The sequence below is a fragment of the Streptomyces poriferorum genome (genome assembly GCF_019399235.1).
GTDB lineage: Bacteria > Actinomycetota > Actinomycetes > Streptomycetales > Streptomycetaceae > Streptomyces > Streptomyces poriferorum.
Map to the genome: position 1 here is coordinate 1 of NZ_JAELVH010000114.1, position 21,120 is coordinate 21,120.

The following is a 21,120-nucleotide window of genomic DNA, read 5'->3' on the forward strand; positions in this document are numbered from 1 at the left end:
CCGAGTAGATGTCCTGGCCGCGCGCCGTGGCGCGGCGCTCGACGCCGTCCGCGCGGACCAGGACGTCGACGACGAACGTCTGGTCCGAGCGCCCCAGCGCGTCGACCGCCTCCGGTGCCGGGGTGTCCTCGCCGGCCAGGTCGCCCGCCGCCTCGACGGACATGTGGGTGCGGACCTCGGGCACCTTCACATGGCTGGGCACCGTGACGACATCGGCCATGGTGAACTCCTCGATCACCGGGCGCCTGCCCAGCGGCTCGGGGAACAGCCACTCGCCCCGCGACACCTCGTCCCGGTGGTAGCGCAGAGCGCCGTCCGTGAAGCGCACCCGACGGCCCGCGCGGCGGTCGTGGGACACCTGCCCGGCCTCCCGGGTGCCTGCCGTAGGACGCCAACTGCTCAGCCCGTACGCGACATCGACCGAGTCCGCGGCAGTCCGGTCGCCCATCGCCGCGCTGACCAGCAGGTCGCCCAGTCCGCCGTAGAAGGCCATCGCGGGCACCACGTGCGTACCCGATCGCAGGGCCGCCTCCGTGTGGTCGGCGAACATCGCGGCGTTCGCCTCGATCTCCGCGGCGACGTCGACGTAAGGAATCCCCGCCCGCAGGGCCGCCTCGACGACCGGGCCGCCGGTCACCGCGAAGGGGCCCGCGCAGTTGATGACCGCTGCCGCGCCGGCGAGGGCCCGGTCCAGGGCGGCCGGGTCGTCCACGTCCGCCGGCCGTCCCTCCACATCGCCCCACTCGGCCGCCAGCGCCTCCAGCCGGGCCGCGTTCCGGCCGGAGGCGACCGGGGTGAACCCGCGCCGCCGCAGCTCGGCGACGATGAAACGCCCGGTGTGCCCGGTCGCCCCGTAGACCAGTACCGCAGCCGCTGTGTTCATGGTTCCCCGCTCGCTCTCGATGTGGTGAGGACTCCAGTCTCGGCGGGGAAGGAGCGCGACCGTGAGGGTCCGGACCGACAGCATGCGTACACTTTCGGACATGCCAACTGTCGCGCTGCTGGCCGCCGGTGACCTGCTGCACTTCGAACTGGGCGTGGCGTACGAGATCTTCGGCAACCCCCCGCGCGAGGCGACGGAGGGCTGGTACGACGTACAGCTCTGCGGGCCGGGTCCGGTGCGGGTCGGACCGTTCAAGGTCGAGCCCGAGCACGGGCTGGACCGGGTGGCGGCCGCCGACACGGTGATCGTGCCGGCGTGCGTCGACATCGATGTGCCCCCGCCCGCCGAGCTGGTCGAGGCCGTACGCGCGGCGCACGAGGCGGGTGCGCGGGTCGCCTCGCTGTGCACCGGGGCGTTCGTGCTCGGTGCCGCGGGCCTCCTGGACGGCCGGCGGGCCACCACCCACTGGGCCCACGCCGCCGAGCTGAGCGCCCGCCATCCGCTGGCCGAGGTCGACCCGGACGTGCTGTACACCGACAACGGCAGCGTCCTCACGTCCGCGGGCAAGGCCGCGGCCGTGGACCTGTGCCTGCACCTGATCCACCTGGACCACGGGGCGTCCGTCGCCAACTCGGTCGCCCGCCGCCTCGTCATGCAGCCTCACCGGCCGGGCGGACAGGCCCAGTTCGTGTCCACCCCGGTACAGGCCTCGGGCGACCACGCGCTCGCCCAGCTGCTCGCCTGGGTCCAGGAACGGCTGGACCAGCCGCTGTCGGTGACCGACATGGCGCGGAAGGCGAACACGAGCCCCCGGCACCTCGGGCGGCAGTTCCGGTCGGTGATCGGGCAGACCCCGATCCAGTGGCTCCTGATCCAGCGGGTGCGCCGCGCCCAGGAGTTGCTGGAGGCGACCGACGAGAGTATCGAGGCGGTCGCCGTCGCCACGGGCATGGGGACCGCCACGACGCTTCGGCGCCAGTTCAAGAAGATCGTCGGCGTCCCGCCGGACAGCTACCGGCGGGCGTTCCGCAGCACGCGCCCGGCCTGACCTGATCTGGCCCGACCCGACCCGACCCGACCTGATCCGGCCGGCGGCGCTTGGTTACGCCGAGCGGACCACGCCCTCGATCTGATCGAGCTGTGCGGCGAGGAGCTCCTCGAAAGCGGCGCCGCGGTCCGCGCCGAGAGGGCGGACGTCGCGGGCGAAGTGGGCCAGGGCGGGGAAGCGTTCGGGGTCGGCGCCGAGTACCGAGACGCGGAACAGCTCCATGCCCTGTTCGTACTCCTGCGAGGTGATGGTGCTGACTCCGGCCTCGGAGGTGACCAGCGCGGCGATGAGGACCGCGAGCCGGTGATAGCGCACCGGGATCTCCTCGTCGGGCAGCCCCGACGCGCGCAGGGCCTGCAGTACCTCTTCCACGACCAGCCGGGAACCGGTCCCGCCCGACGCGTAACGTCCCCAGACCGCGGCGAGCTGGGGCTGCCTGCCGAACGCCTCCCTCACACGCAGGGCCAGGGAGGTGATGCGCTGCCTCCAGTCGCCCTCGGGGAGGTGGTCCTCCATCGCGTCCAGAAGAATCCGGTCGGCGACCGCCCGCAGTAGTTCGGTCTTGCTGCGGAAGTGCCGGTAGAGGCTGGAGGAATCGGTCCCGAGGGTCGCGGCGAGCTTGCGCACGCTGAACGACTCCGTGCTGCCCGAGCGCAGCAACTCCACCGCCGCGTCGAGGATTTCCTCTGTCGACCAACGCCTTCTGCCTGCCATGCCGCTCCTCTCGTCCGATCTCAGCCTAACGTATGCACTTGGTGTTGCACGCACCGCGTGCATAATGAGGACAAGGGGGTGCCGGACGGCCGCGAGGCGGACCGGCATGCCACTCGTGCCCTGTCATCCGGGGGTGGGCGACCCACGCGGAGTTCACCCCGGGGAATACGAAAGGACGCATGACGTGAAGAACACACTGGACTGTGCCGCCCTGGAAGCGGCCCTCGACCGTGTCCACCGAGCCGGGATGCCGGGTCTGTTCGCCGAGGTGCGGGACGGTGACCGGGTGTGGCGCGGCGCTGCCGGCGTCGCCGATGTCGCCACCGGCCGTCCCGTCAGCGCCGACATGCGGCACCGCGTCGGCAGCATCACCAAGACCTTCACCACCGCAGCGGTCCTGCGGCAGGTCGAGAACGGCCGGATCGGTCTCGACACACCGATCGGCACGTATCTTCCGAAGCTGGTTCCCGGGGAACGCGGCGACGCGATCACGGTACGGATGCTGATCAACCACACCAGCAACCTCGCCGAGTACCTCCCGTACGTCTATCCGTCCCTCAAGGGGATGCCCGCAGTCGCGAAGACGGGGCCGGAGAGCCTGGAAGAGCACCGGTTCACGCGGTTCGACCCCATCGACCTGATCGAGAAGGGGGTCACCGCGCCGGCCGCCGGCGCCCCGGGCGGTACTCCGGGGCTGTACTCCAACACCAACTACCTGCTCCTCGCCCAACTCCTGGAAGAGGTGAGCGGCACAACGGCCGAGCTGTGCATCACCCGGGACGTCATCGAGCGCGCCGGGCTCCAGGACACCGGATTCCCTACGGGACCGTACATGGACGGGCCGCACTCGAACCTCTACGAGGCGTGGTTCGGCATGCTCGAACCGCCGCGCGACTACAGCGTCTTCGACATGTCGTACGCGGGGCCGTCGGCCTCGCTGACGTCGACCGTCGCGGACCTCAACCGCTTCTTCGGCAGGCTGCTGGCCGGGGAGGTCGTCAGCCCGTCGTCGCTGGCGCAGATGCAGCGGACCGTCCCGGTCGTTTCCCAGGAGGGAAAGCTGATGGACTACGGCCTCGGCCTGTACCCGATGGAGGGCTCCGGCCAGGCCACCTTCTGGGGCCACGGCGGCACGGTCTGGGGCGGCGGGGCACTGGCCATGATCCGCGCCGACGGACGGCGGCAGATGGCGGTCGCGGTCAACATGCAGAGATGGAACCGGCTCGACTCCGACGGCTACCCGCAGCCGCACCCCATCGACGAGGCCCTGGCGGCGCTGTACGGCCTGGCGATGTCCGGCTGACCGCCCGGCTGCCGGAGCGCGGCGAGCGTCCGTGCTATGAACAGGCATGGATCTCAAGATCGAGCGGACCGACGCGCGTACGTGGCCGGACGAACAGCTGAAGGAGCTCTTCAGCGAGGGCTTTCCGGAATTCATCAGCGCCGACCGGCTGGTGAAGGAGTACATAGGCAGGGTCGGCGAGTGGTTCGCCGGTCTGGACCTCACGCTGGTGGACGAGCGCGAGGTGCCGGTCGCGTCGGGCTGGGGTGTACCCATCCACTGGGACGGTCTGACCGGGACGCTCCCCACCGGGTACACCCAGGCCCTCGTCCGCGCGGTCGAGGGCCGGGAGCAGGGGACCGAAGCCAACACGCTGGTCATCTGCGGAGCTGTCGTCACCCCGTCGCTCAAGGGGCGCGGGCTGGCGGGGGAGACGATCAGGGCTCTGCGCCGGACGGCCGGGGAGGCCGGCCTGACCCAGGTCGTCGCGCCGGTCCGTCCGACGACGAAGGCCCGGTATCCGCTGACACCCATCGAGACCTTCATGCGATGGAGCCGCGAGGACGGCATGGCCCTCGACCCGTGGATGCGGACCCATCAGCGTCTCGGCGCCGAGATCCTCGCGGCGGCTCCCGCGTCGCAGACGATGACCGGCACCGTCGCCGAGTGGGAACGGTGGACGGGCCTGGCCCTTCCCGAGTCGGGTGACTACGTGATTCCGGACGGCTTGAGCCTGCTGCGGGTCGACCGGTCCGCCGATCGCGGTGTGTACCGAGAGCCCAACGTCTGGATGCGGCACAGCTGAGCCGGGCCGGACGGCCTTCGGCGTTCGCTCCGGCCGGTACGGGGCGGCGCCGTAGGATCCCGGGCGTGACGATCACGTACGAGTGGCGGGGCGACTTCGACAACGCGTCCCTCGACGCGTTGCACGCCGACGGTTTCGGCTCACCGGGGACTCCGGCCGACTGGCGTGCACGGCTTGAGCGCCACAGCCTCGGCTGGGTCTGCGCGTACGAGGACGGTTCGCTGACCGGATTCGTCAACGTCGTCTGGGACGGAGGAGCGCACGCCTTCATCCTGGACACGGTGGTGGCCCGGCACCTCCGGTCGAGAGGGGTCGGCGCCGGGCTGGTCGCGGTTGCCGCGGAGGAGGCCCGTGCCGCGAAGTGCGCGTGGCTTCACGTCGACTTCGAAGAGCATCTGCGGCCGTTCTACTTCGACGCCTGCGGCTTCCGGGAGACGGCGGCGGGGCTGATCGCTCTCTGACGCCACGGCCCCCGCACCCGCGACGCGCGGTCGCGCAAGCGGGACGGGGCGAGCGACCGCTGTCAGGACCGCGGGGAGGCGCCGCCGGCCGTTTCTCAGCGGAAGGACGCGGCGTTCTCCGTGGCCCACTGCCGAAACGGCCGGGCCGGGACCCCGGTGACCTGCGGAACCGTGTCCCGTACCGCCAGCAGCTCGTCGTTGACGTCTCCGCCCGTGACGTCGAGTACCGCGTCCGCGGCTTCCGCTCCGAAGACCGCGGCCATCCGGGCATGGGCCTGCCGGCGGCTGATCTCGGCGAAGGGCACCTCCCGGCCCAGCGCCGCCGCGAGGGCCTCGGCCTGCTGGCGCGCCGACACCGGTTCCGGGCCGGTCAGGGCGTACGTGCGCCCCCGGTGGCCGGGCTCGGTCAGGGCCACCCGTGCCACCGACGCGATGTCCGCGGGATGGATGGTCGGCAGCGCTGTGTCCGCGTACGGTGCGTGCACGGTCTCGTGCTCACGGACCGAAGCCGTCCACATCAGGGTGTTCGAGGCGAACTGGGTCGGCCGCAGGATCGTCCAGGCCATACCGCTCTCCTTGAGCAGCTGCTCCACCGCCAGGTTCTCCTGGGCGGGGACCAGGTGCGGATGGGTCAGGGCGGTGATCGACGACACCAGCACCACGTGCTCCACGCCCGCCTGCCGCGCGGCTTCGAGGATGCCGGCGTCCGGTCCCAGCCGCGATACGAGGAACAGCGCACGCACCCCCTCCAGCGCGGCCTTCAGTGACGCCGGCTCCGCGAAGTCGCCCTGCGCGGCCTCGACTCCTTCGGGGAAGGTCGCCCGTGCGGCGTGACGGGTGAGCCCTCTCAGCGGCCCGGCACCGTGTGCGTGCAGTTCCTTCAGCAGTGCGCTGCCGATGTTCCCGGTGGCTCCGGTCACGAGGATCATGAGCGTGTTCTCCCGTCGTCGATGTTCGACCGAGAGAGACGCTAGAAGCTCAACCGCGCTTCAGGTCAAGGCCGTTGAGCACGCCTGCCGGGCATCCGTACCGAGTCCCGAAGGTCGGTCGACGCAGACGCCCAGGTGCCCCGACCTGCCCGTCGGGGCACCTGCGCAGTTGCGTCCGGCGGCAGCGTCTACCGTCCGCTGACGGCGTGGCGTCCGGGCCGCCTCACTTCAGATGCCGGGTGAAGAAGCGGGCCGCGTCGTCCCCGGCGAACTGCGGGACGCCGGTGTGACCGCCCGTATTGGCGTGCAGCGTCTTCTCCTTGGACCCGAAGGCGTCGAAGAGGTCCAGGGCCGCCTGCCGGTCGTTCCCCTCGTCGTCCCACTGCAGCAGGACATGGAGCGGAACGGTGACCCGGCGGGCCTCCTCGAACATGGAACGCGGCACGAAACTCCCGGCGAAGAGGCCGGCCGCCGCGATGCGCGGCTCGACCACCGCCAGCCGGATGCCGATGGAGATCACGCCCCCCGAGTAACCGACCGGGCCGCCGATCCCGGGCAGCGAAAGGAGCGTGTCCAGGGCCGACTGCCATTCCGGGACCGCTTGGTCGACGAGCGGGAGGACGAGCGCGTCGATGATCTCGTCGCTGACCGGCTCGCCGGCCTCCAACGCCCGGCGCAGGTCGGCGCGGGCCCGGTCCACGACGGGCAGGCGGGGCCGGTCGCCGCTTCCCGGGAGCTCGATGGTGGCCGTGGCGAATCCCTGCGCCGCGGAGTGCCGGGCCCGGGCCGCCAGCCGCGGGTACATCCTGCCCAGTCCGAGGGGAGGGTGGCCGAGCAGGATCAGTGGCGCCGGTGACGAGGATGCCGGTACGGGCGTCCACAGGATGCCGGGGATCCCGCCGAGGGTGAACGCACGTTCGAGGATGCCGTCGTCGAGGTGCTGTTCGGAAGTGAACCGCATGGTCGTGCCTTTCGGGAGTGCACGGATACGGCGCTCCCGGACGACCTATCGCCCGACCATGACTCCGGAAGGGAGCACCCATGTCGATACTGCGTTCACGGGTACCACCTCCTCGTTCTCTCGCACGGCCTCCGCAAGACTAGCGTCGGCCCGGCGTGGCCCGTCAACGGGATTTCGGGGCCTGCGGGAGCTCCACGACATCGGCGACCACGCAGCTGACGTTGTCGGGGCCGCCGGAGCCGTTGGCGAGGGCGATGAGTTCGCGGACCGCTTCTTCGGGCTCACTGATCCTGTGGAGCACCCGGTGGATCTCCTCGGCCGGCACGACGGTCGACAGTCCGTCGGAGCAGAGCAGGTAGCGGTCTCCCCGCCGGGCGTCCTGGAGACGCATGGCGGGGGTGCCGTCCGCGCCCCGGCCCAGGGCGCGGATCAGCAGGGAGCGCTGGGGGTGGGAGGCGGCTTCCTCCGGGCCGATGCGTCCTTCGTCGATCATCGACTGCACCACGGTGTGGTCGTGGGTGATCTGGAACAGCTCCCCGTCGCGCAGGAGGTGGACACGGGAGTCGCCGATGTGGACGAGGGCCAGCTGGGTGCCGGTCCAGAGCATCGCGGTGAGTGTGGTTCCGGCTGCTTCGGCGGACGGGCCGGTTCCGGAGACGCCGTGCACGGCCTGCTCGGCGCGGCCGATCGCGGCTTCGAGGGCGTTGAGGAGACTGCCCGCCGGGATGCTGTCGGTTTCGAGGCTCTTGAGCGCGTCGACGGCGGCGGCGCTCGCGGGAGCGCCGCCGCTGCCGAAACCGTCGGCGACGGCGAGCAGGCGGGACCCCGCGTAGGCGGTGTCCTGATTGCTCTCGCGGACGAGGCCGGTGTCGGAGAGTGCGGCGTAACGGATACCCAGGGGCTTGCTGATCGCAGACATGGCGGGGTCCTTCCAGGAGAGGTGGTCGATGAGGAAGGTGGCCAGGTCCCGCCGTGCGGCGATGTCGGCTTCGACCTGGGCCCAGAACGCGCGGATCTCCTCGGCTGCCGGACCCGCCTCCAGCGTGCAGACCTGCTGGATACGGGCGAGAGGCATCCCGAGCCGTCGCAGCCAGGCGACCAGCCGGGCCTGATCCAGCTGGGCCGGTGCGTAGAGGCGGTAGCCGGTCACCGCGTCGACGCGGGCGGGAGTCAGCAGGCCGAGCTCGTCGTAAAGACGCAACGCCTTCGGCGACAGCCGGGACGCCTTCGCGAACGTCCCGATGGTCAGCAGCTCCATGCCCGTCCCTCCTCGTGCCGGGCGCGTCACCCGGCACCACCGATGCTGTGGGCTCCCCCAAGGTGAAGGTCAACCAAGGGCCCCCGGTGGCCGTCGATCCGGCATCCGGCCGAGAAGCGGGCAAGGTCAGGACCGCGCGGCCCGGAACGCGAGATACCGGCTGAAGGCTTCGTGGCTGTCCGGGGTGAAGCGCCACTCCAGCAGGGCCGACCGCAGTTCCGGCTCGGTCAGCCGGCCGTGCCAGGCGACCTCGTCGGGATCGGCGTCCACGGTGTCGGGCACCACGGCTTCGTGCACGCCGAGCCAGTGAGGGCTCAGACCGCTCCGGTTGAGGAACGTGAACAGCAGGCGCGGCAGCACACGGACGCCCAGCTCCTCGGCCAGCTCCCGCGCGGCCGCCTGTTCGTAGGACTCACCGACATTCACGGCGCCACCGACCATCACCTCGTGGAGCCCGGGGAAGCGCGGCAGCCCATCCGCCCGCCGGTGGACGAGGATCCGACCGCGCTCATCGCGGCACACCGTCACGGCGACCCGGTGCAGCCAGCCCTCCCGGACGGCCTGCCGGCGGCTGACAACCGTCCCCAGCACACGGTCCTGATCGTCGACGCGCTCCACCAGTTCCTCCATGACGGACACCCTGGCAGAGCCCACCGACGGAGCCGCTTCCCGGGCTCAGCCATCGTGACTGAGCCTGACCGGGCGCTTCGGCCGGCGGATGCGCACAAGAGCCGGCGGAGCGAAGCGGGGCCGCGGCCCGTCCAGCGTTACGGCCGGGGAGTGAGTGCTCCGGCCCCGTCAGCGAGTGCACGGCTGCCGGGAAGGCCCGGGCGGGTCCATGCCGACGTCAAAGGCCCTTCAGAACACGATCGAGTGCTGACCGGCCTGCGGGCCCCCAGTTCGACTTGCCGCCGGGCAGGCCGCGGTCGCCGTTCTGGCCCATCAGCATCAGGAACAGGCACTTCATCGCGGCCAGCCCGCGCGCCCGTCGAATCGTCGCCTCATCCGCGTGTGGGTAACCGTCGAAGAACCGAAGGGCGCCGCCTGCCGGGAGCAGCAGCCAGGCGGCCGCAAGATCCCAGGCCGGGTCGCCGGCGAAGAGTGCGCCGAAGTCGACGATGCCTGCCAGTGTGCCGTCCGCGACTACGACGTTCGCGGGGTGCAGGTCACCGTGCACCCACACCCGAGGGCCCTCCCACTCGGGAGTCGCGACTGCGTCGTCCCACACGGCCCGGATCTCCTCCTCGGTGAAGTGCCCGAGATCCAGGGCCCGCAGGAAGTCCTCGAAGACGTTCGCGCAGTCCTTGGGGTGAGCGCCGAAGTCCGAGGCGTCCGGCGCGTCGATGGGCGCCTCCGTGTGCAGCGCTCCGAGGAAGGCCGCCAGCATGTCGGCCGCGTGGTCGCCCCGGGTGATCGAGCCGTGGTCCAGGGGCGTGCCTTCAACCCAGGTCATGACGGTCCAGACCTTGGGGAAGCGTTCGGACGGTGCACCGCTGCGCACCGGAGTCGGGATCGGAAGCGGCAGACGCGAGGCCAGCACCGGCAGCCAGCGGCGCTCCTTGAGCTGAAGACCGGGGCTCTTGTCCATCCGCTGCATCCGGACGGCCAACCGGTCCCCGAGGCGCCACATCTGGTTGCCCCAGCCGCCCGCCACCTCACGGATCGGCAGCTCGGCCAGGTCCGGATGCTGTTCCCGCAGAAGGTCGCGGACCAGATCTTCGCTGATCTCAATCTCGTGTTCGATCATGCCGAATCACCTTACTTGAGGCAGACGGAGCCGATCCTGCTCCTGGGGATCCTGCTCCTCGGCTGAACCCCCCAAGCTTTCTCGACCCTGAGGGAGAGCCCGAATGGCGCATCCCGTCCGCCAATCAGCCTGCTCCGTTGTGCAGTTGCCCTGCGGTGTCGGATGGTGGGCCTGGACCGTTGCCCGGAGACATCCGTGTGGCCCGCCATGCCGCCTGATGGCCGCGGCCGCTTCGGGCTCGATCTCCGGGTCCGCCCGTAGTCGCCGACCAGTACAACCCCGGGAAATGCCGCTGCCCGCGATACGAAGGAAACCCCCGCACCGGCAGCCCTGCCTCGAACTCCACACTTGCTGCCTCGGCCAACGGCAGCCGGTACCCGCCCGCGGCGTTCCGCCACCCGACCTCGAACCCGCCCATCGCCTCCGGCGCTAGCCCCACCAGCCCACGTAGTCCCATGAAAGCCACCGTGCAGATTCAGCAGGTCTACGCAGTTAGAACGGGACGAGACCACTCACGTGAGTGACAGCCTCCGCAGGCTCAGCCAAGCTCTCGTGGCCCGTAGATGGCGTGGCCGGTGCCTGTAGCAAGTGCCCAGTAGCGATCGCCATAGGACCAGTGCCACCACTCGGTCGGGTAGTTGACCAGGCCCACCCCAGTCAGGGCCTCAGCGAGGATCTGCCGGTTGACCCGTGCCTCCGAACCGATGTTGCGTGCGGCGGTGTAGCAGGCGCCCTCACTCACTTCCGGGCTGGCATCCACCGGCGTTCCCATGTCGAGTTCCTTGCCATCGGCGGCGACGAGAGTCAGGTCGACGGCAGCGCCGGCGCTGTGCGGGGCGATTTCCGGGGGAGACACGAACCGGCTTGCGGCAGCACGGACCTGTTCCGAGGACCAGCCGGGGTTATCGTTCCGGAGCCTTTCGGCGTACCGCTCGAAGTAGAAACGTTGCAGCGCAGGCGGTCGGTACCCCTCGATGAACAGCAACCGGATGCCGTCTGGCAGAAGATTTCGGGCATCGACAAGGCGGCTCAGGACCCCCTCGCGCAGGTGTGCGAAGGCCCCGGAATCGTCTTGCTCGCGAGCGTCGACGGGGAAGGGATCGTGACGTCGGACATCAAGGAGCGGTTCGTCGCAGTCCCTCGTCGGTATGGCTGCGATCTTCGGATCTGACATCAAGATGATCTCGGTCATGGACTGATCATCACGTACTGCCCTCGCCGGCATCCGCTCATCCGCCTGATCAGAATCACTGGGACTTAGCCCCCCGGCCCGCACATCTGGTGGGACTCCGCATCTTCGCTGGGAACGGACAGTTAGCGTGACGAGTCACCGTCATCCGTCCGAGTGGTACGGCACACTTTTGCAAGCACCTGCTTGCAATAGTTAGCAACCAGGGTCCACTATCGACCTATGGCCTCACTCAACGTCGGCAATCTCGGCGAGTACCTGCGCGAGCAGCGCCGTACCGCGCAGCTGTCGCTGCGGCAGCTCGCCGATGCCGCCGGGGTGTCCAATCCCTACCTCAGCCAGATCGAGCGCGGGCTGCGCAAGCCCAGTGCCGAGGTCCTCCAGCAGGTCGCCAAGGCGCTGCGGATCTCTGCCGAGACCCTGTACGTACGGGCCGGGATCCTGGATGAGCGGGAGCGGGACGAGCTGGAGACGCGGGCGGTGATTCTCGCCGATCCGTCGATCAACGAGCGGCAGAAGAGCGTGCTGCTGCAGATCTACGCCTCTTTCCGCAAGGAGAACGGGTTCGAGGACGAGCCCGCGGACGGCGAGGGGCACCCATCCGGTGCTGATGAGCCCTTCAGTGCCGACGGTAGTGCTGCCGATACAGGTTCCAAGCCTTCAAAACCCTCACAGTGAGTCACTGAATCACTGAATCACTGAATCACTGAGTCTGATGATCCGGGAGGACCACAGTCATGGCCATCACCGATGACCTGCGCAAGACCCTCACCGACCCGACCCCCCTCTACTTCGCCGCCGGCACGGCCGATCTCGCCGTGCGGCAGGCCCGGAAGGTTCCGGCCCTGATCGAGCAGCTGCGGGCCGAGGCGCCGGAGCGCATCGAGGCGGTGCGCAACACCGACCCCAAGGCCGTGCAGGAGAAGGTGGCCGGACAGGCCAAGGAGGCGCAGGCCACCTTCCAGGCCAAGGTCACCGAGGTGATCGGGGCGTTCGACACCGACCTGAAGAAGCTGGGCGAGAGCGCCCAGGACCTGGCGCTGCGCGGCGTCGGCGTGGCAGCGGAGTACGCGGTCAGGGCCCGGGAGACGTACGAGAAGGTCGCCGAGCGCGGCGAGCAGAGCGTGCGGACCTGGCGTGGTGAGACCGCGGAGGAGATCGTCGAGATCGCCGTCGTCGTCGAGCCGCGCAAGGAGTCGAAGCCGGAGACGGCCAAGCCCGCCGCCAAGCCGGCGCCGGCCGTCAAGCCCGCGCCGAAGGCCGTCAAGGCCGAGACGGCCAAGCCGTCGCCCGCAGCCGCGCCCGCCAAGAAGGCGCCCGCGCGCAAGCCCGCCGCCAAGAAGACCACGCCGCCCACCACCAAGTAGCGCGGCGTTGCCCGGCGAGTGTGCCGGGGCGGCGGGCGGGCACCTTTTCACGTGCCCCGGTCGTTGTCCCGGTACCTTGGCCGCGAGCGCTCATCCACTCACTAGGCGGTGCACCTCATGTTGCTCGAAGGCTTCAATTCAATCCTCGGGCTGATCTTCACGGCCATGACCGTCCTCGCCGTGGTGGCCTTCGTCATGGCCGCTATCGCCCGCGAGGACGCCTACCGTGCCGCGGACAAGCAGAAGAAGTCGTTCTGGCTGATCATTCTCGGCATCGCGGTGGTGGTGAACCTCTGGGTGCCGATGCTCTTCCTGCAGATCGCCGGGCTGATCGCGTCCATCGTGTTCTTCGTGGACGTACGGCCCGCGCTCAAGGCCGTGTCAGGCGGTGGCCGCCGCAGTGGCGGATCCAGCAGCGACGGGCCGTACGGGCCCTACAACGGCGGGCGTTGAGCGCCTGCGGGTGACACCTGTCCGGGGCGGGGGCGCGGGATGCTCCGGCCCCGGCCGCCGTTCTGCGCCCGGTGGCCGGCGGCGTCGCGCGCGGTGTCCTGGTCGCGGTCGAGCAGGAGGACCGCGACGTCGTCGGTCAGTTCGCCGCCGTTCAGCTCACGGACATGGGTGACCGCCGCATCCAGCAGGTCCTCGCCGGCCAGGCCCTCGGCCAGCTGCCGGTTGATCATCGCGACCATGCCGTCCTGGCCGAGACGCTGTGTGCCGTTGCCGATGCGGCCCTCGATCAGCCCGTCGGTGTACATCATCAGGGTCCAGGAGCCGCCCAGCTCCACCTGCCGGCGCGGCCAGCGGGCGCGCGGCAGCAGGCCGAGTGCCGGGCCGCCGTCCTCGTACGGAAGCAGGTGCGCGGCCCGTCCCTGCCGGGCGATCAAGGGTGCGGGATGGCCCGCCAGGCACAGGCCCGCGCGGCGGCCGTCGGGGGCGATGTCGACGGTGCAGAGCGTCGCGAAGATCTCCTCGCTCTCCCGTTCGTGCTCCAGGACCTGCTGGAGCGTGGAGAGCAGTTCGTCGCCGCAGAGTCCCGCCAGGGTCAAGGCCCTCCATGCGATGCGCAGTTCCACGCCGAGTGCCGCCTCGTCCGGCCCGTGGCCGCAGACGTCGCCGATCATCGCGTGCACCGTGCCGTCGGGGGTGCGGACCGTGTCGTAGAAGTCGCCGCCCAGCAGCGCGCGGCTGCGGCCGGGGCGGTAGCGGGCCGCGAAGCGCAGATCGGAGCCGTCGAGCAGCGGGGTGGGCAGCAGACCGCGCTCCAGCCGGGCGTTCTCCTGGGCGCGCAGCCGGGACTCGGTGAGCTTGTGCTGGGTGACGTCGGCGCGTTTGCGCTCGACGGCGTAGCGGATGGCGCGGCTGAGCAGTCTGCCGTCGAGTTCGCCGCGGAAGAGGTAGTCCTGTGCCCCCACCCGTACGGCCTCGGCGGCCAGCTCCGCGTCGTCCTCGGCCGTGAGGGCGAGCACGGCGTGCCGGGGCGCGATCCGCAGCACGTGCTGGAGGGTCGCGAGCCCGTCGGCCTCCGCGCCCCGGTCGCCGGACGGCAGCGCCAGGTCCAGCAGGATGCAGTCCACGTCGTCCGTGAGGAGCCGGCCCGCCTCGGTCAGGTTGCGGGCGGCGCGGATACGGACCCGGGCACCGGTCGCGGCGGAGAGTTCCGGGACGCTGAAGGTGCCCGCCGGGTCGTCCTCGATCACCAGGAGGGTGAGGTCGGTGCCGTTGCTGGCCTCCGCAGCGGGAACGGCACGCTGCTGCGGTACGGGTACGGGCATCGGTTCGGGTTTCCTTCCCTCCCCCCGAGGGCGCGGCGGAACGACGATCGACGTCCCGCCAGACGGGGACGATAGCGGTACGGGATGCGGGAACGGAATGGTGCACCGCACTCGGCCTCCGGCATATGCGGCGCCATAAGCCGCGTCAGGTCACGGATCCGGCGCGATGCGCCGTTCCGAGGCGCCCGGAGCGGCATGACAAAGGTCACGCCGCCCTCCCGGGCCCAAGTGGCGCCGCTCACGCCGGTACTCGCGCGGTGCGGACACCCACCGGACCCCGCTCCCTGATCCGGCCGGCGACCGCTGATCCGGGCTGACCCGGCCCGAGCTCTCCGATCCGGCCCGAGCTCTCGGCCCCGGCCCGAGCTCTCGGCTCCGGCCCGAGCTCTCCGATCCGGGCTGATCCGGCCGGAGAGCTCCCCGATCCGGCTACCCGGCCTGAGGTCCCCGGTCCCGGCTGACCCGACCCGACCCGACGAGAGGTCCTAGCTGTCCGGGCGGACGACGCCGAGGATCTGCATCGAGCCCGCTCCGGCGAGAGTGACGTCGCGGCCCGGGCGCGGGGCGTGGACGATCGCGCCGTCGCCGATGTACATCCCGACGTGGCTGGCGTCGCTGTGGTAGATGATCAGGTCGCCGGGGCGCATGTCCTTGATCGCGATGTGCGGCAGCAGGCGCCACTGCTCCTGCGAGGTGCGCGGGATCGGCCGGCCGGCCGACGCCCAGGCCTGCGAGGTCAGTCCGGAGCAGTCGTACGACTTGGGCCCCACGGCCCCCCACTCGTACGGCAGGCCGATCTTGGCGGTTGCGAAGGCCACCGCCTTCTTGCCGCTCGCGCTCGCCCCGCGGTTGATCTCCTTCAGCGCTCCGGAGCTCAGCCAGGCGCTCTGCGACTTGTACTCCGCCTCCTGCTCCAGCTGGAGGAGGCGGGCGCGCTCCTTCTTCTCCAGCTGGGACTCCAGCTTCTTGGCCGCCGCGATCTGCTCGTTGATCTTCTTCTTGGCCTTGGCCTGCTTGACCCGATTGGCTTCGAGCTTCGTCCAGTTGGTGCTCGCGTCCTGCGTGTACGTCTGCAAGTCCTCCTGGGTCCTGTTCAGTTCCCCCAGGAGCCCCTTGGCGGCCTTCTGGCCCTGCTGGGCCCGGCCGATCCCGTCCAGGAAGAGCTGCGGGTCCCCGCTGAGCATGAGCCGGGCGCCCGGGGGCAGTCCGGCATTGCGGTACTCCTCGCGGGCCTGGGCGCCCGCTCTGCTCTTGAGCTCGGCGATCTTCGCCTGGCCCTCGACTATGGCCTGGGCCAGCTTGACGATCTCGCCCGACTGCTTCTTGGTCTTCTCCTCGGCGAGGTTGTACGCGTCCGTGGCCGATCCGGCGGCCCGGTAGAGGCCGTCGATCTCCTGGCGCACCTCTTCGAGGCTCTTCACCGGCCGGTCCGCGGCGGGTGAGGGGGGCGCGGGTGCCGCGAAGGCCTGGACCGGCGAGGCCAGGACGGCCATGGCGCAGACCAGAGTGATCGCGGCAGCGGCACAGTGGCGTCGGTACACGAAGCTCCCCCTCCGAGCGGATCCCTGCGATGTGGATACGGATACAGACTACGGATACAGATACGAATCTGATTTACCGTCAGTAACTTATGGCGCCGACGAGATCGTGCCATGCCCTACCGAAAAGCAACAGAGGCAGACACATCTCCGCAGTTCGCGAACCCTCTTGGCGCTTCCCGGCCCCTGGTGTCCGCCCGTGTGGATCAGGCCCCCTGTTCTGGGACGAACGATGTCGTGCCGACGTTCCCGGTGCCGGGAGAGTTCACCCAGTTCTCCGCGTGTTGGGCTACCGCTCGGGTTGGAGTGCCGCCCATTTCACCGTCACTTCGCCCTGGCGCCACCGCCGTACGCCGTCCGTCAGCGGCCACGCGCCGGACAGCGTCCGCACGGCCGTGATCCAGCGCTGCCGGGCGCCCAGTGAGGCGTACGGCGCCGCCGCCGCCCAGGCCCGGTCGAAGTCACGGAGGAAGGCGTGGACGGGCTCGCCCGGCACATTGCGGTGGATCAGCGCCTTGGGCAGCCGCTCCGCGAGGTCGGACGGGCGGCCGAGAGAGCCGAGCCGGGTCGCGAACGTGACCGTGCGGGGGCCCTCGGGGCCCAGCGCCACCCAGACGTGGCGGCGCCCGATCTCGTCGCAGGTGCCCTCCACCAGCAGGCCGCCCGGCGCGAGCCGGTCGCACAGCCGCTGCCAGACGGCGGCGACCTCGGCCTCGTCGTACTGGCGCAGCACGTTCGCCGCCCGGATCAGCGCGGGCCGCTCCGGCAGGGGGATCTCGAAACCGCCGTGCCGGAAGGTGAGGCCCTCGCGCTCGTACGGCCGGGCCGCCTCGACGCGCTCCGGGGAGATCTCGATGCCGACCACGCGGGTGCGGGGCTCGGCGGTGCGCAGGCGCTCCAGCAGCTCGACGGCGGTCCAGGGCGCGGCGCCGTACCCGAGGTCGACCGCCACGGGGGCGTCGGCGCGGCGCAGGGCGGGGCCGTGCGTGGCGGCGATCCAGCGGTCCATGCGGCGCAGCCGGTTCGGGTTGGTGGTCCCGCGGGTGGCGGTGCCGATCGGGCGCATGACACAGAGCGTAACCACTCGCCCGGTCCCGGCGGCCCCGCACCGCGACGCGCCGGAGCCGTACCGTAATGATTTGGCAAAGCGGAAATGAAAGGAGGAGTTCCGCTGTTCCAGCCTGTGCGAAAGGGTCCGTGCGCCCTCCTGCCGGGAGTGCCCGCGCCCCTTCCGTGCCATGCCGTGAACGAGGTCGGTACCAGTGCCCTGAGCGAGGAGGACCGGACGACGTGAGTCAGTACGTCTCCCGGCTCGGCAGCAGCCGGGTCGCGCCGCGTCTCAGGTTCCCCGCAGGCTTCTCCGGCTCCTTCCCCGGTGGCCACCGCAGGCCGCGCCGGATCGCGATGCTCTCCGTGCACACATCCCCGCTGCACCAGCCGGGTACGGGTGACGCGGGCGGTATGAACGTGTACATCGTGGAGCTCGCCAAGCGCCTGGCCGCGATCAACATCGAGGTCGAGATCTTCACCCGCTCCACCACCGGCGCGCTGCCGCCGGCCGTCGAGATGGCGCCGGGCGTCCTGGTCCGGCACGTCGACGCGGGCCCGTACGAGGGTCTGGCCAAGGAGGAGCTGCCCGCCCAGCTCTGCGCCTTCACGCACGGCGTGATGCAGGCGTGGGCCGGTCAGCGCCCCGGCTACTACGACCTGGTGCACTCCCACTACTGGCTCTCCGGCCAGGTCGGCTGGCTCGCAGCGCAGCGCTGGGGCGTCCCGCTCGTCCACGCCATGCACACCATGGCCAAGGTCAAGAACGCCGCGCTCGCCGAGGGCGACACCCCCGAGCCCGCCGCCCGCGTCATCGGCGAGACCCAGATCGTGCACGCCTCCGACCGCCTGATCGCGAACACCGCCGAGGAGGCGGACGAGCTCGTCCGCTTCTACGACGCCGATCCGGGCGCCGTCGCCGTCGTCCACCCCGGCGTCAACCTGGACCGCTTCCGCCCCGCCGACGGCCGCGCCGCGGCCCGTGCGCGCCTCGGTCTGCCGCAGGACGCCCTGATCCCGCTCTTCGCGGGCCGTATCCAGCCGCTGAAGGCCCCGGACGTGCTCCTGCGCGCCGTCGCCGCGCTGCTGGACCGGGACCCGTCGCTGCGGTCGCGCATCGTCGTGCCGGTCGTCGGCGGCCCCAGCGGCAGCGGGCTCGCCAAGCCGGAGGGCCTGCAGAAGCTGGCCGCCCGCCTCGGTATCGCGGACGTCGTGCGGTTCCACCCGCCGGTCGGGCAGGACCAGCTCGCCGACTGGTTCCGGGCCGCGTCGGTGCTGGTCATGCCCTCGTACAGCGAGTCCTTCGGCCTGGTCGCCATAGAGGCCCAGGCGGCCGGCACCCCGGTCGTCGCGGCGGCCGTGGGCGGACTGCCGGTGGCGGTACGGGACGGGGTCAGCGGCTTCCTGATCCCCGGGCACGACCCGGAGGCGTACGCGGCGGCGCTGGAGCGCTTCGCGGTCGCGCCCGAGCTCGTCGACCGGATGGGCGGCGAGGCAGCCGCGCACGCGCAGCGCTTCGGCTGGGACACGGCGGCGGCGGCGACAGCGGACGTCTACACCGGCGCGGTGCAGGACCACCGGCGGCGGGTGCGCTCGCACCACGGGTGAGGCCGGCGGGTTCCCGCCGGACGGGCGCCCGGCGCCTGACGTACGCTCGCTCCATGGCTGACGTACCCGAGGAAGCGGCGACGCCGCAGGTCACACAGGTCGCCCAGGTCATCGAGGTGACGCTGAAGGATGCCGGGCTCGACTACGAGAGCCCCGCGCCCGGTCACTACGTCGTCCAGCTGCCCGGCACCCGCAAGCTCGCCACCACCTGCTCGCTGATCGTCGGCACGCATTCGCTGTCCCTCAACGCCTTCGTCATCCGGCACCCCGACGAGAACGACGCGGCAGTGCATCGCTGGCTGCTGGAGCGCAACCTCCGGCTGTTCGGAGTGAGTTACGCGATCGACTCGCTCGGGGACATCTACCTCGTCGGCAAGCTTCCGCTGTCCGTGGTGACGCCCGGGGAGCTGGACCGGCTGCTCGGCGTGGTCCTGGAGGCTGCCGACGGCGCCTTCAACCCCCTGCTCGAACTCGGTTTCGCGAGCGCGATCCGCAAGGAGTACGCGTGGCGGGTGTCGCGCGGCGAGTCCACGCGGAACCTCGAAGCGTTCACACACCTGACCCAGCGCCCCGTCGACTGACGACTGCCGCCCGGCCGCTCCCTGCCTGAGTATTTCTCCTTGCGTATTCCCCGGTGCGCGACTCTTTCGCCGCGCCCCGGGCTCGTGGCATGCTCGCCGCCGACGCAGATATGAACGTCGTTCACATCCGTGAAAATCATGGAAGGCGGACCGGCTCATGGCGCCCCAGGCGACGCAGAGGGACTTCAGCAGGCGTGGACTGCTCGGCAGCGCGGTGGCCGTTGCCGCGGCCGCGGCAACAGGAACACTCGGCGGCGGGACGGCCTTCGCCGCGAGCGGCGTCACGAGCGGCGTCACGAGCGCCCCGGCCGGTGTCACAAGCGTCCCGGCCGGCGGGCGGTCACAGCTGTCCCCGCTCTGGCGGGAGTTCACCGCGGCGCCCTTCACGCACCCGCAGATCCCGTTCATCGGACGGGCCGGCTACCGCGGCGGCTCGGCCCTGCCCCGCCCCCGTACCGGCCACGGCTTCACCGCCGACGTCCTGCACTACGGCGCCCGGCCGGACAACTCGGCCGACGCCGCCCCCGCGATCAACCGAGCCATCGCCGCTGCCGGAGAACGCGGCGGCGGCACGGTGATCGTCCCCGAGGGCACGTACCGCATCGACGACATCATCCGCATCGGCCACAGCAACGTCGTGCTGCGCGGCGCGGGCAGCGGTCGCACCACACTCATCGCCACGAAGAACCTCACCGAGCTCATCGGCGCGTACGGCAGCCGCTACGGCGGAGACAAGTCCAGCTGGTCCTGGGCCGGCGGCCTCATCTGGCTCTGCCCCGAAGCCCGTTGGACCTCGCTCACCGACGCCATCAAGGCGAAGGCCTGGCCCTTCGAGGGCTGGACCGGCAACAAGAGGGACGAGTGGCAGACCCTGACCACCGTCGCCCCCGCCCGTCTCGGCGACCGTACGATCACCGTCGACGACACCCGGAAGCTGAAGCGCGGGGCACTCGTCCTGCTCCGCCTCGTCGACGACTCCGCCCACACCCTCCTGGAGCACATGGCGGGCGGCGGCGCCGGACCGGAGGCGTACTACTGGGACGACAAGACCAAGCTGACCTCGTACGTCCCCTACGAGTGGCCGGTCCGCGTCACGGCCGTCCACGGCCGCCGGGTCACCCTGGAGCGGCCCCTCCCGCTCGACGTCCGCCCCGAGTGGGACCCGCGCCTCACCACCCTCGCCGCCCCGCTCACCGGCTCCGGTGTCGAAGGCCTCACCCTCCAAGCGGTCGAGACCCCGCAGTCGCCGCACCTGCTCGACAAGGGCTACAACGGCGTCGCGTTCCAGTGCGCGTACGACTGCTGGGCGGACGACATCACCGTCCGCCACGTCGACAACGGCTTCGGTCTCATCGGCGCCTCCGCCTGCACCTTGCGCCGCACGAAGGTCGCGGGGCGCGGCTCGCACCACCCGTACTACTGCCGCGAAGGCAGCCACGACAACCTGATCGAGGACTTCACCATCGAGCAGCGCACCGTCCCGGCGCCCTCCGGGACCCAGCTGCACGGCATCAACGTCGAGGGCCTGTCCAGCTACAACGTGTGGTCGCGCGGCGCGATGGAGATGGGCACCTTCGACTCGCACCGGGGCATGCCGTTCGCCAACGTCCGCACCGACATCACCGTGAACAACAACGGGCGCCACGGCGGCGACGCGAGCGCCGGACCGCTGTTCGGCGCCCGCTTCACCCACTGGAACATCCGCGTCACCAACGGCCGGGCCGGCCTGATGCGGATCGACGGCCTCGCCCCGTACAGCGCGACGGTGGGGGTGAGCGAGGTGACGGAGTTCGACCAGATCGACGTCCCCGACTTCACCGGCGACCTGCACACTCGCCTGGAGGCGTACGGGACCCCGGAGGCCGTCCGTCCGGCCAACCTCCACGACGCCCAACGGGCCCTGGGGCGCTGAGGGAGGACCGCCGGC

Annotated in this window: 21 protein-coding genes; 10 read left to right on the forward strand and 11 right to left on the reverse strand. The window is 70.9% G+C overall.

All coding sequences use genetic code 11. The features are described from left to right. On the reverse strand, positions 1 to 883 hold an 883-nt coding region (locus JGS39_RS20265; RefSeq protein ID WP_219570621.1), incomplete at its 3' end, for a saccharopine dehydrogenase NADP-binding domain-containing protein. A 100-nt stretch (positions 884 to 983) separates the two neighbouring features. On the opposite strand from JGS39_RS20265, the gene JGS39_RS20270 reads away from it, so the two are divergent. Next, positions 984 to 1,931, forward strand: coding sequence for a helix-turn-helix domain-containing protein (locus JGS39_RS20270; protein ID WP_219570623.1), 948 nt, complete (start codon positions 984 to 986; stop codon positions 1,929 to 1,931). Positions 1,932 to 1,985: 54 nt separating this feature from the next. Here the strand turns inward: JGS39_RS20270 and JGS39_RS20275 are convergent, their stop codons facing one another. Then, a complete protein-coding gene (locus tag JGS39_RS20275) occupies positions 1,986 to 2,645 on the reverse strand; it encodes a TetR/AcrR family transcriptional regulator (protein WP_219570625.1) in 660 nt (219 codons plus the stop codon). Between the two features lie 184 nt (positions 2,646 to 2,829). Between JGS39_RS20275 and JGS39_RS20280 the strand changes: the two genes are divergently transcribed. The 3 genes from JGS39_RS20280 (at position 2,830) to JGS39_RS20290 (ending at position 5,193) form a co-directional block, all read left to right on the forward strand. Then, positions 2,830 to 3,948, forward strand: a complete 1,119-nt coding sequence (locus JGS39_RS20280; protein WP_308120555.1) for a serine hydrolase domain-containing protein — start codon at positions 2,830 to 2,832, stop codon at positions 3,946 to 3,948. A 46-nt stretch (positions 3,949 to 3,994) separates the two neighbouring features. Further along, positions 3,995 to 4,732 (forward strand): hypothetical protein, encoded by a 738-nt coding sequence (locus tag JGS39_RS20285; RefSeq protein WP_219570629.1) that lies wholly within the window; start codon positions 3,995 to 3,997, stop codon positions 4,730 to 4,732. A gap of 65 nt (positions 4,733 to 4,797) precedes the next feature. Further along, complete coding sequence (locus JGS39_RS20290) at positions 4,798 to 5,193, forward strand: GNAT family N-acetyltransferase (protein ID WP_219570631.1); 396 nt, start codon at positions 4,798 to 4,800, stop codon at positions 5,191 to 5,193. Positions 5,194 to 5,288: 95 nt separating this feature from the next. On the opposite strand, the gene JGS39_RS20295 is transcribed toward JGS39_RS20290, so the two are convergent. The 6 genes from JGS39_RS20295 to JGS39_RS20320 form a co-directional block, all read right to left on the reverse strand. Further along, positions 5,289 to 6,122, reverse strand: a complete 834-nt coding sequence (locus JGS39_RS20295; protein WP_219570633.1) for an NAD(P)H-binding protein — start codon at positions 6,120 to 6,122, stop codon at positions 5,289 to 5,291. Positions 6,123 to 6,345: 223 nt separating this feature from the next. Then, on the reverse strand, positions 6,346 to 7,083 hold the full coding sequence (locus tag JGS39_RS20300; protein WP_219570634.1) for a dienelactone hydrolase family protein: 738 nt from the start codon (positions 7,081 to 7,083) through the stop codon (positions 6,346 to 6,348). 163 nt (positions 7,084 to 7,246) lie between these two features. Next, complete coding sequence (locus JGS39_RS20305) at positions 7,247 to 8,341, reverse strand: MerR family transcriptional regulator (RefSeq protein ID WP_219570635.1); 1,095 nt, start codon at positions 8,339 to 8,341, stop codon at positions 7,247 to 7,249. Positions 8,342 to 8,467: 126 nt separating this feature from the next. Beyond that, a complete protein-coding gene (locus JGS39_RS20310) occupies positions 8,468 to 8,971 on the reverse strand; it encodes an NUDIX hydrolase (protein WP_219570636.1) in 504 nt (167 codons plus the stop codon). A 217-nt stretch (positions 8,972 to 9,188) separates the two neighbouring features. Next, on the reverse strand, positions 9,189 to 10,088 hold the full coding sequence (locus tag JGS39_RS20315; protein WP_219570637.1) for a phosphotransferase: 900 nt from the start codon (positions 10,086 to 10,088) through the stop codon (positions 9,189 to 9,191). 538 nt (positions 10,089 to 10,626) lie between these two features. After that, positions 10,627 to 11,280: a M15 family metallopeptidase gene (locus JGS39_RS20320; protein WP_219570638.1), complete on the reverse strand. Its 654-nt coding sequence runs from the start codon at positions 11,278 to 11,280 to the stop codon at positions 10,627 to 10,629. Positions 11,281 to 11,499: 219 nt separating this feature from the next. On the opposite strand from JGS39_RS20320, the gene JGS39_RS20325 reads away from it, so the two are divergent. The 3 genes from JGS39_RS20325 to JGS39_RS20335 all read left to right on the forward strand — a co-directional run bounded on the left by JGS39_RS20325 (position 11,500) and on the right by JGS39_RS20335 (position 13,097). Then, positions 11,500 to 11,955 (forward strand): helix-turn-helix domain-containing protein, encoded by a 456-nt coding sequence (locus JGS39_RS20325; RefSeq protein ID WP_219570639.1) that lies wholly within the window; start codon positions 11,500 to 11,502, stop codon positions 11,953 to 11,955. Positions 11,956 to 12,014: 59 nt separating this feature from the next. Then, positions 12,015 to 12,644 carry a hypothetical protein gene (locus tag JGS39_RS20330; RefSeq protein ID WP_219570640.1) on the forward strand — a complete coding sequence of 210 codons (630 nt, stop codon included), beginning with the start codon at positions 12,015 to 12,017 and terminating at the stop codon, positions 12,642 to 12,644. 117 nt (positions 12,645 to 12,761) lie between these two features. Continuing rightward, positions 12,762 to 13,097 carry a DUF2516 family protein gene (locus tag JGS39_RS20335; protein ID WP_219570641.1) on the forward strand — a complete coding sequence of 112 codons (336 nt, stop codon included), beginning with the start codon at positions 12,762 to 12,764 and terminating at the stop codon, positions 13,095 to 13,097. Here the strand turns inward: JGS39_RS20335 and JGS39_RS20340 are convergent. The 3 genes from JGS39_RS20340 to JGS39_RS20350 all read right to left on the reverse strand — a co-directional run bounded on the left by JGS39_RS20340 (position 13,079) and on the right by JGS39_RS20350 (position 17,023). Then, entirely contained in the window at positions 13,079 to 14,419 is a 1,341-nt protein-coding gene (locus tag JGS39_RS20340; RefSeq protein WP_219570642.1) for a PP2C family protein-serine/threonine phosphatase, read from the reverse strand. The two genes, JGS39_RS20335 and JGS39_RS20340, sit on opposite strands and share 19 nt — an antisense overlap. 485 nt (positions 14,420 to 14,904) lie before the next feature. Next, positions 14,905 to 15,960 (reverse strand): C40 family peptidase, encoded by a 1,056-nt coding sequence (locus tag JGS39_RS20345; RefSeq protein ID WP_219570643.1) that lies wholly within the window; start codon positions 15,958 to 15,960, stop codon positions 14,905 to 14,907. A gap of 286 nt (positions 15,961 to 16,246) precedes the next feature. Continuing rightward, complete coding sequence (locus JGS39_RS20350; protein ID WP_219570644.1) at positions 16,247 to 17,023, reverse strand: class I SAM-dependent methyltransferase; 777 nt, start codon at positions 17,021 to 17,023, stop codon at positions 16,247 to 16,249. A 224-nt stretch (positions 17,024 to 17,247) separates the two neighbouring features. Between JGS39_RS20350 and mshA the strand changes: the two genes are divergently transcribed. The 3 genes from mshA (at position 17,248) to JGS39_RS20365 (ending at position 21,105) form a co-directional block, all read left to right on the forward strand. After that, complete coding sequence (mshA, locus tag JGS39_RS20355; RefSeq protein ID WP_219570645.1) at positions 17,248 to 18,612, forward strand: D-inositol-3-phosphate glycosyltransferase; 1,365 nt, start codon at positions 17,248 to 17,250, stop codon at positions 18,610 to 18,612. Positions 18,613 to 18,665: 53 nt separating this feature from the next. After that, complete coding sequence (locus JGS39_RS20360) at positions 18,666 to 19,193, forward strand: type III secretion system chaperone family protein (RefSeq protein ID WP_219570646.1); 528 nt, start codon at positions 18,666 to 18,668, stop codon at positions 19,191 to 19,193. 157 nt (positions 19,194 to 19,350) lie between these two features. Continuing rightward, positions 19,351 to 21,105, forward strand: coding sequence for a glycosyl hydrolase family 28-related protein (locus JGS39_RS20365; RefSeq protein ID WP_219570647.1), 1,755 nt, complete (start codon positions 19,351 to 19,353; stop codon positions 21,103 to 21,105). Positions 21,106 to 21,120 lie beyond the last annotated feature (15 nt).

What these genes read in the sequence shown, in the direction of transcription:
- JGS39_RS20330 (WP_219570640.1), top strand. Translation starts at nt 12,015, where the DNA reads ATGGCCATCACCGATGACCTGCGCAAGACCCTCACCGACCCGACCCCC.
- JGS39_RS20340 (WP_219570642.1), bottom strand. Translation starts at nt 14,419, where the DNA reads ATGCCCGTACCCGTACCGCAGCAGCGTGCCGTTCCCGCTGCGGAGGCC.
- JGS39_RS20295 (WP_219570633.1), bottom strand. Translation starts at nt 6,122, where the DNA reads ATGATCCTCGTGACCGGAGCCACCGGGAACATCGGCAGCGCACTGCTG.
- JGS39_RS20315 (WP_219570637.1), bottom strand. Translation starts at nt 10,088, where the DNA reads ATGATCGAACACGAGATTGAGATCAGCGAAGATCTGGTCCGCGACCTT.
- JGS39_RS20365 (WP_219570647.1), top strand. Translation starts at nt 19,351, where the DNA reads ATGGCGCCCCAGGCGACGCAGAGGGACTTCAGCAGGCGTGGACTGCTC.
- JGS39_RS20270 (WP_219570623.1), top strand. Translation starts at nt 984, where the DNA reads ATGCCAACTGTCGCGCTGCTGGCCGCCGGTGACCTGCTGCACTTCGAA.
- JGS39_RS20360 (WP_219570646.1), top strand. Translation starts at nt 18,666, where the DNA reads ATGGCTGACGTACCCGAGGAAGCGGCGACGCCGCAGGTCACACAGGTC.
- JGS39_RS20310 (WP_219570636.1), bottom strand. Translation starts at nt 8,971, where the DNA reads ATGGAGGAACTGGTGGAGCGCGTCGACGATCAGGACCGTGTGCTGGGG.
- JGS39_RS20285 (WP_219570629.1), top strand. Translation starts at nt 3,995, where the DNA reads ATGGATCTCAAGATCGAGCGGACCGACGCGCGTACGTGGCCGGACGAA.
- JGS39_RS20305 (WP_219570635.1), bottom strand. Translation starts at nt 8,341, where the DNA reads ATGGAGCTGCTGACCATCGGGACGTTCGCGAAGGCGTCCCGGCTGTCG.
- JGS39_RS20335 (WP_219570641.1), top strand. Translation starts at nt 12,762, where the DNA reads ATGTTGCTCGAAGGCTTCAATTCAATCCTCGGGCTGATCTTCACGGCC.
- JGS39_RS20320 (WP_219570638.1), bottom strand. Translation starts at nt 11,280, where the DNA reads ATGACCGAGATCATCTTGATGTCAGATCCGAAGATCGCAGCCATACCG.
- JGS39_RS20275 (WP_219570625.1), bottom strand. Translation starts at nt 2,645, where the DNA reads ATGGCAGGCAGAAGGCGTTGGTCGACAGAGGAAATCCTCGACGCGGCG.
- JGS39_RS20350 (WP_219570644.1), bottom strand. Translation starts at nt 17,023, where the DNA reads ATGCGCCCGATCGGCACCGCCACCCGCGGGACCACCAACCCGAACCGG.
- JGS39_RS20300 (WP_219570634.1), bottom strand. Translation starts at nt 7,083, where the DNA reads ATGCGGTTCACTTCCGAACAGCACCTCGACGACGGCATCCTCGAACGT.
- JGS39_RS20325 (WP_219570639.1), top strand. Translation starts at nt 11,500, where the DNA reads ATGGCCTCACTCAACGTCGGCAATCTCGGCGAGTACCTGCGCGAGCAG.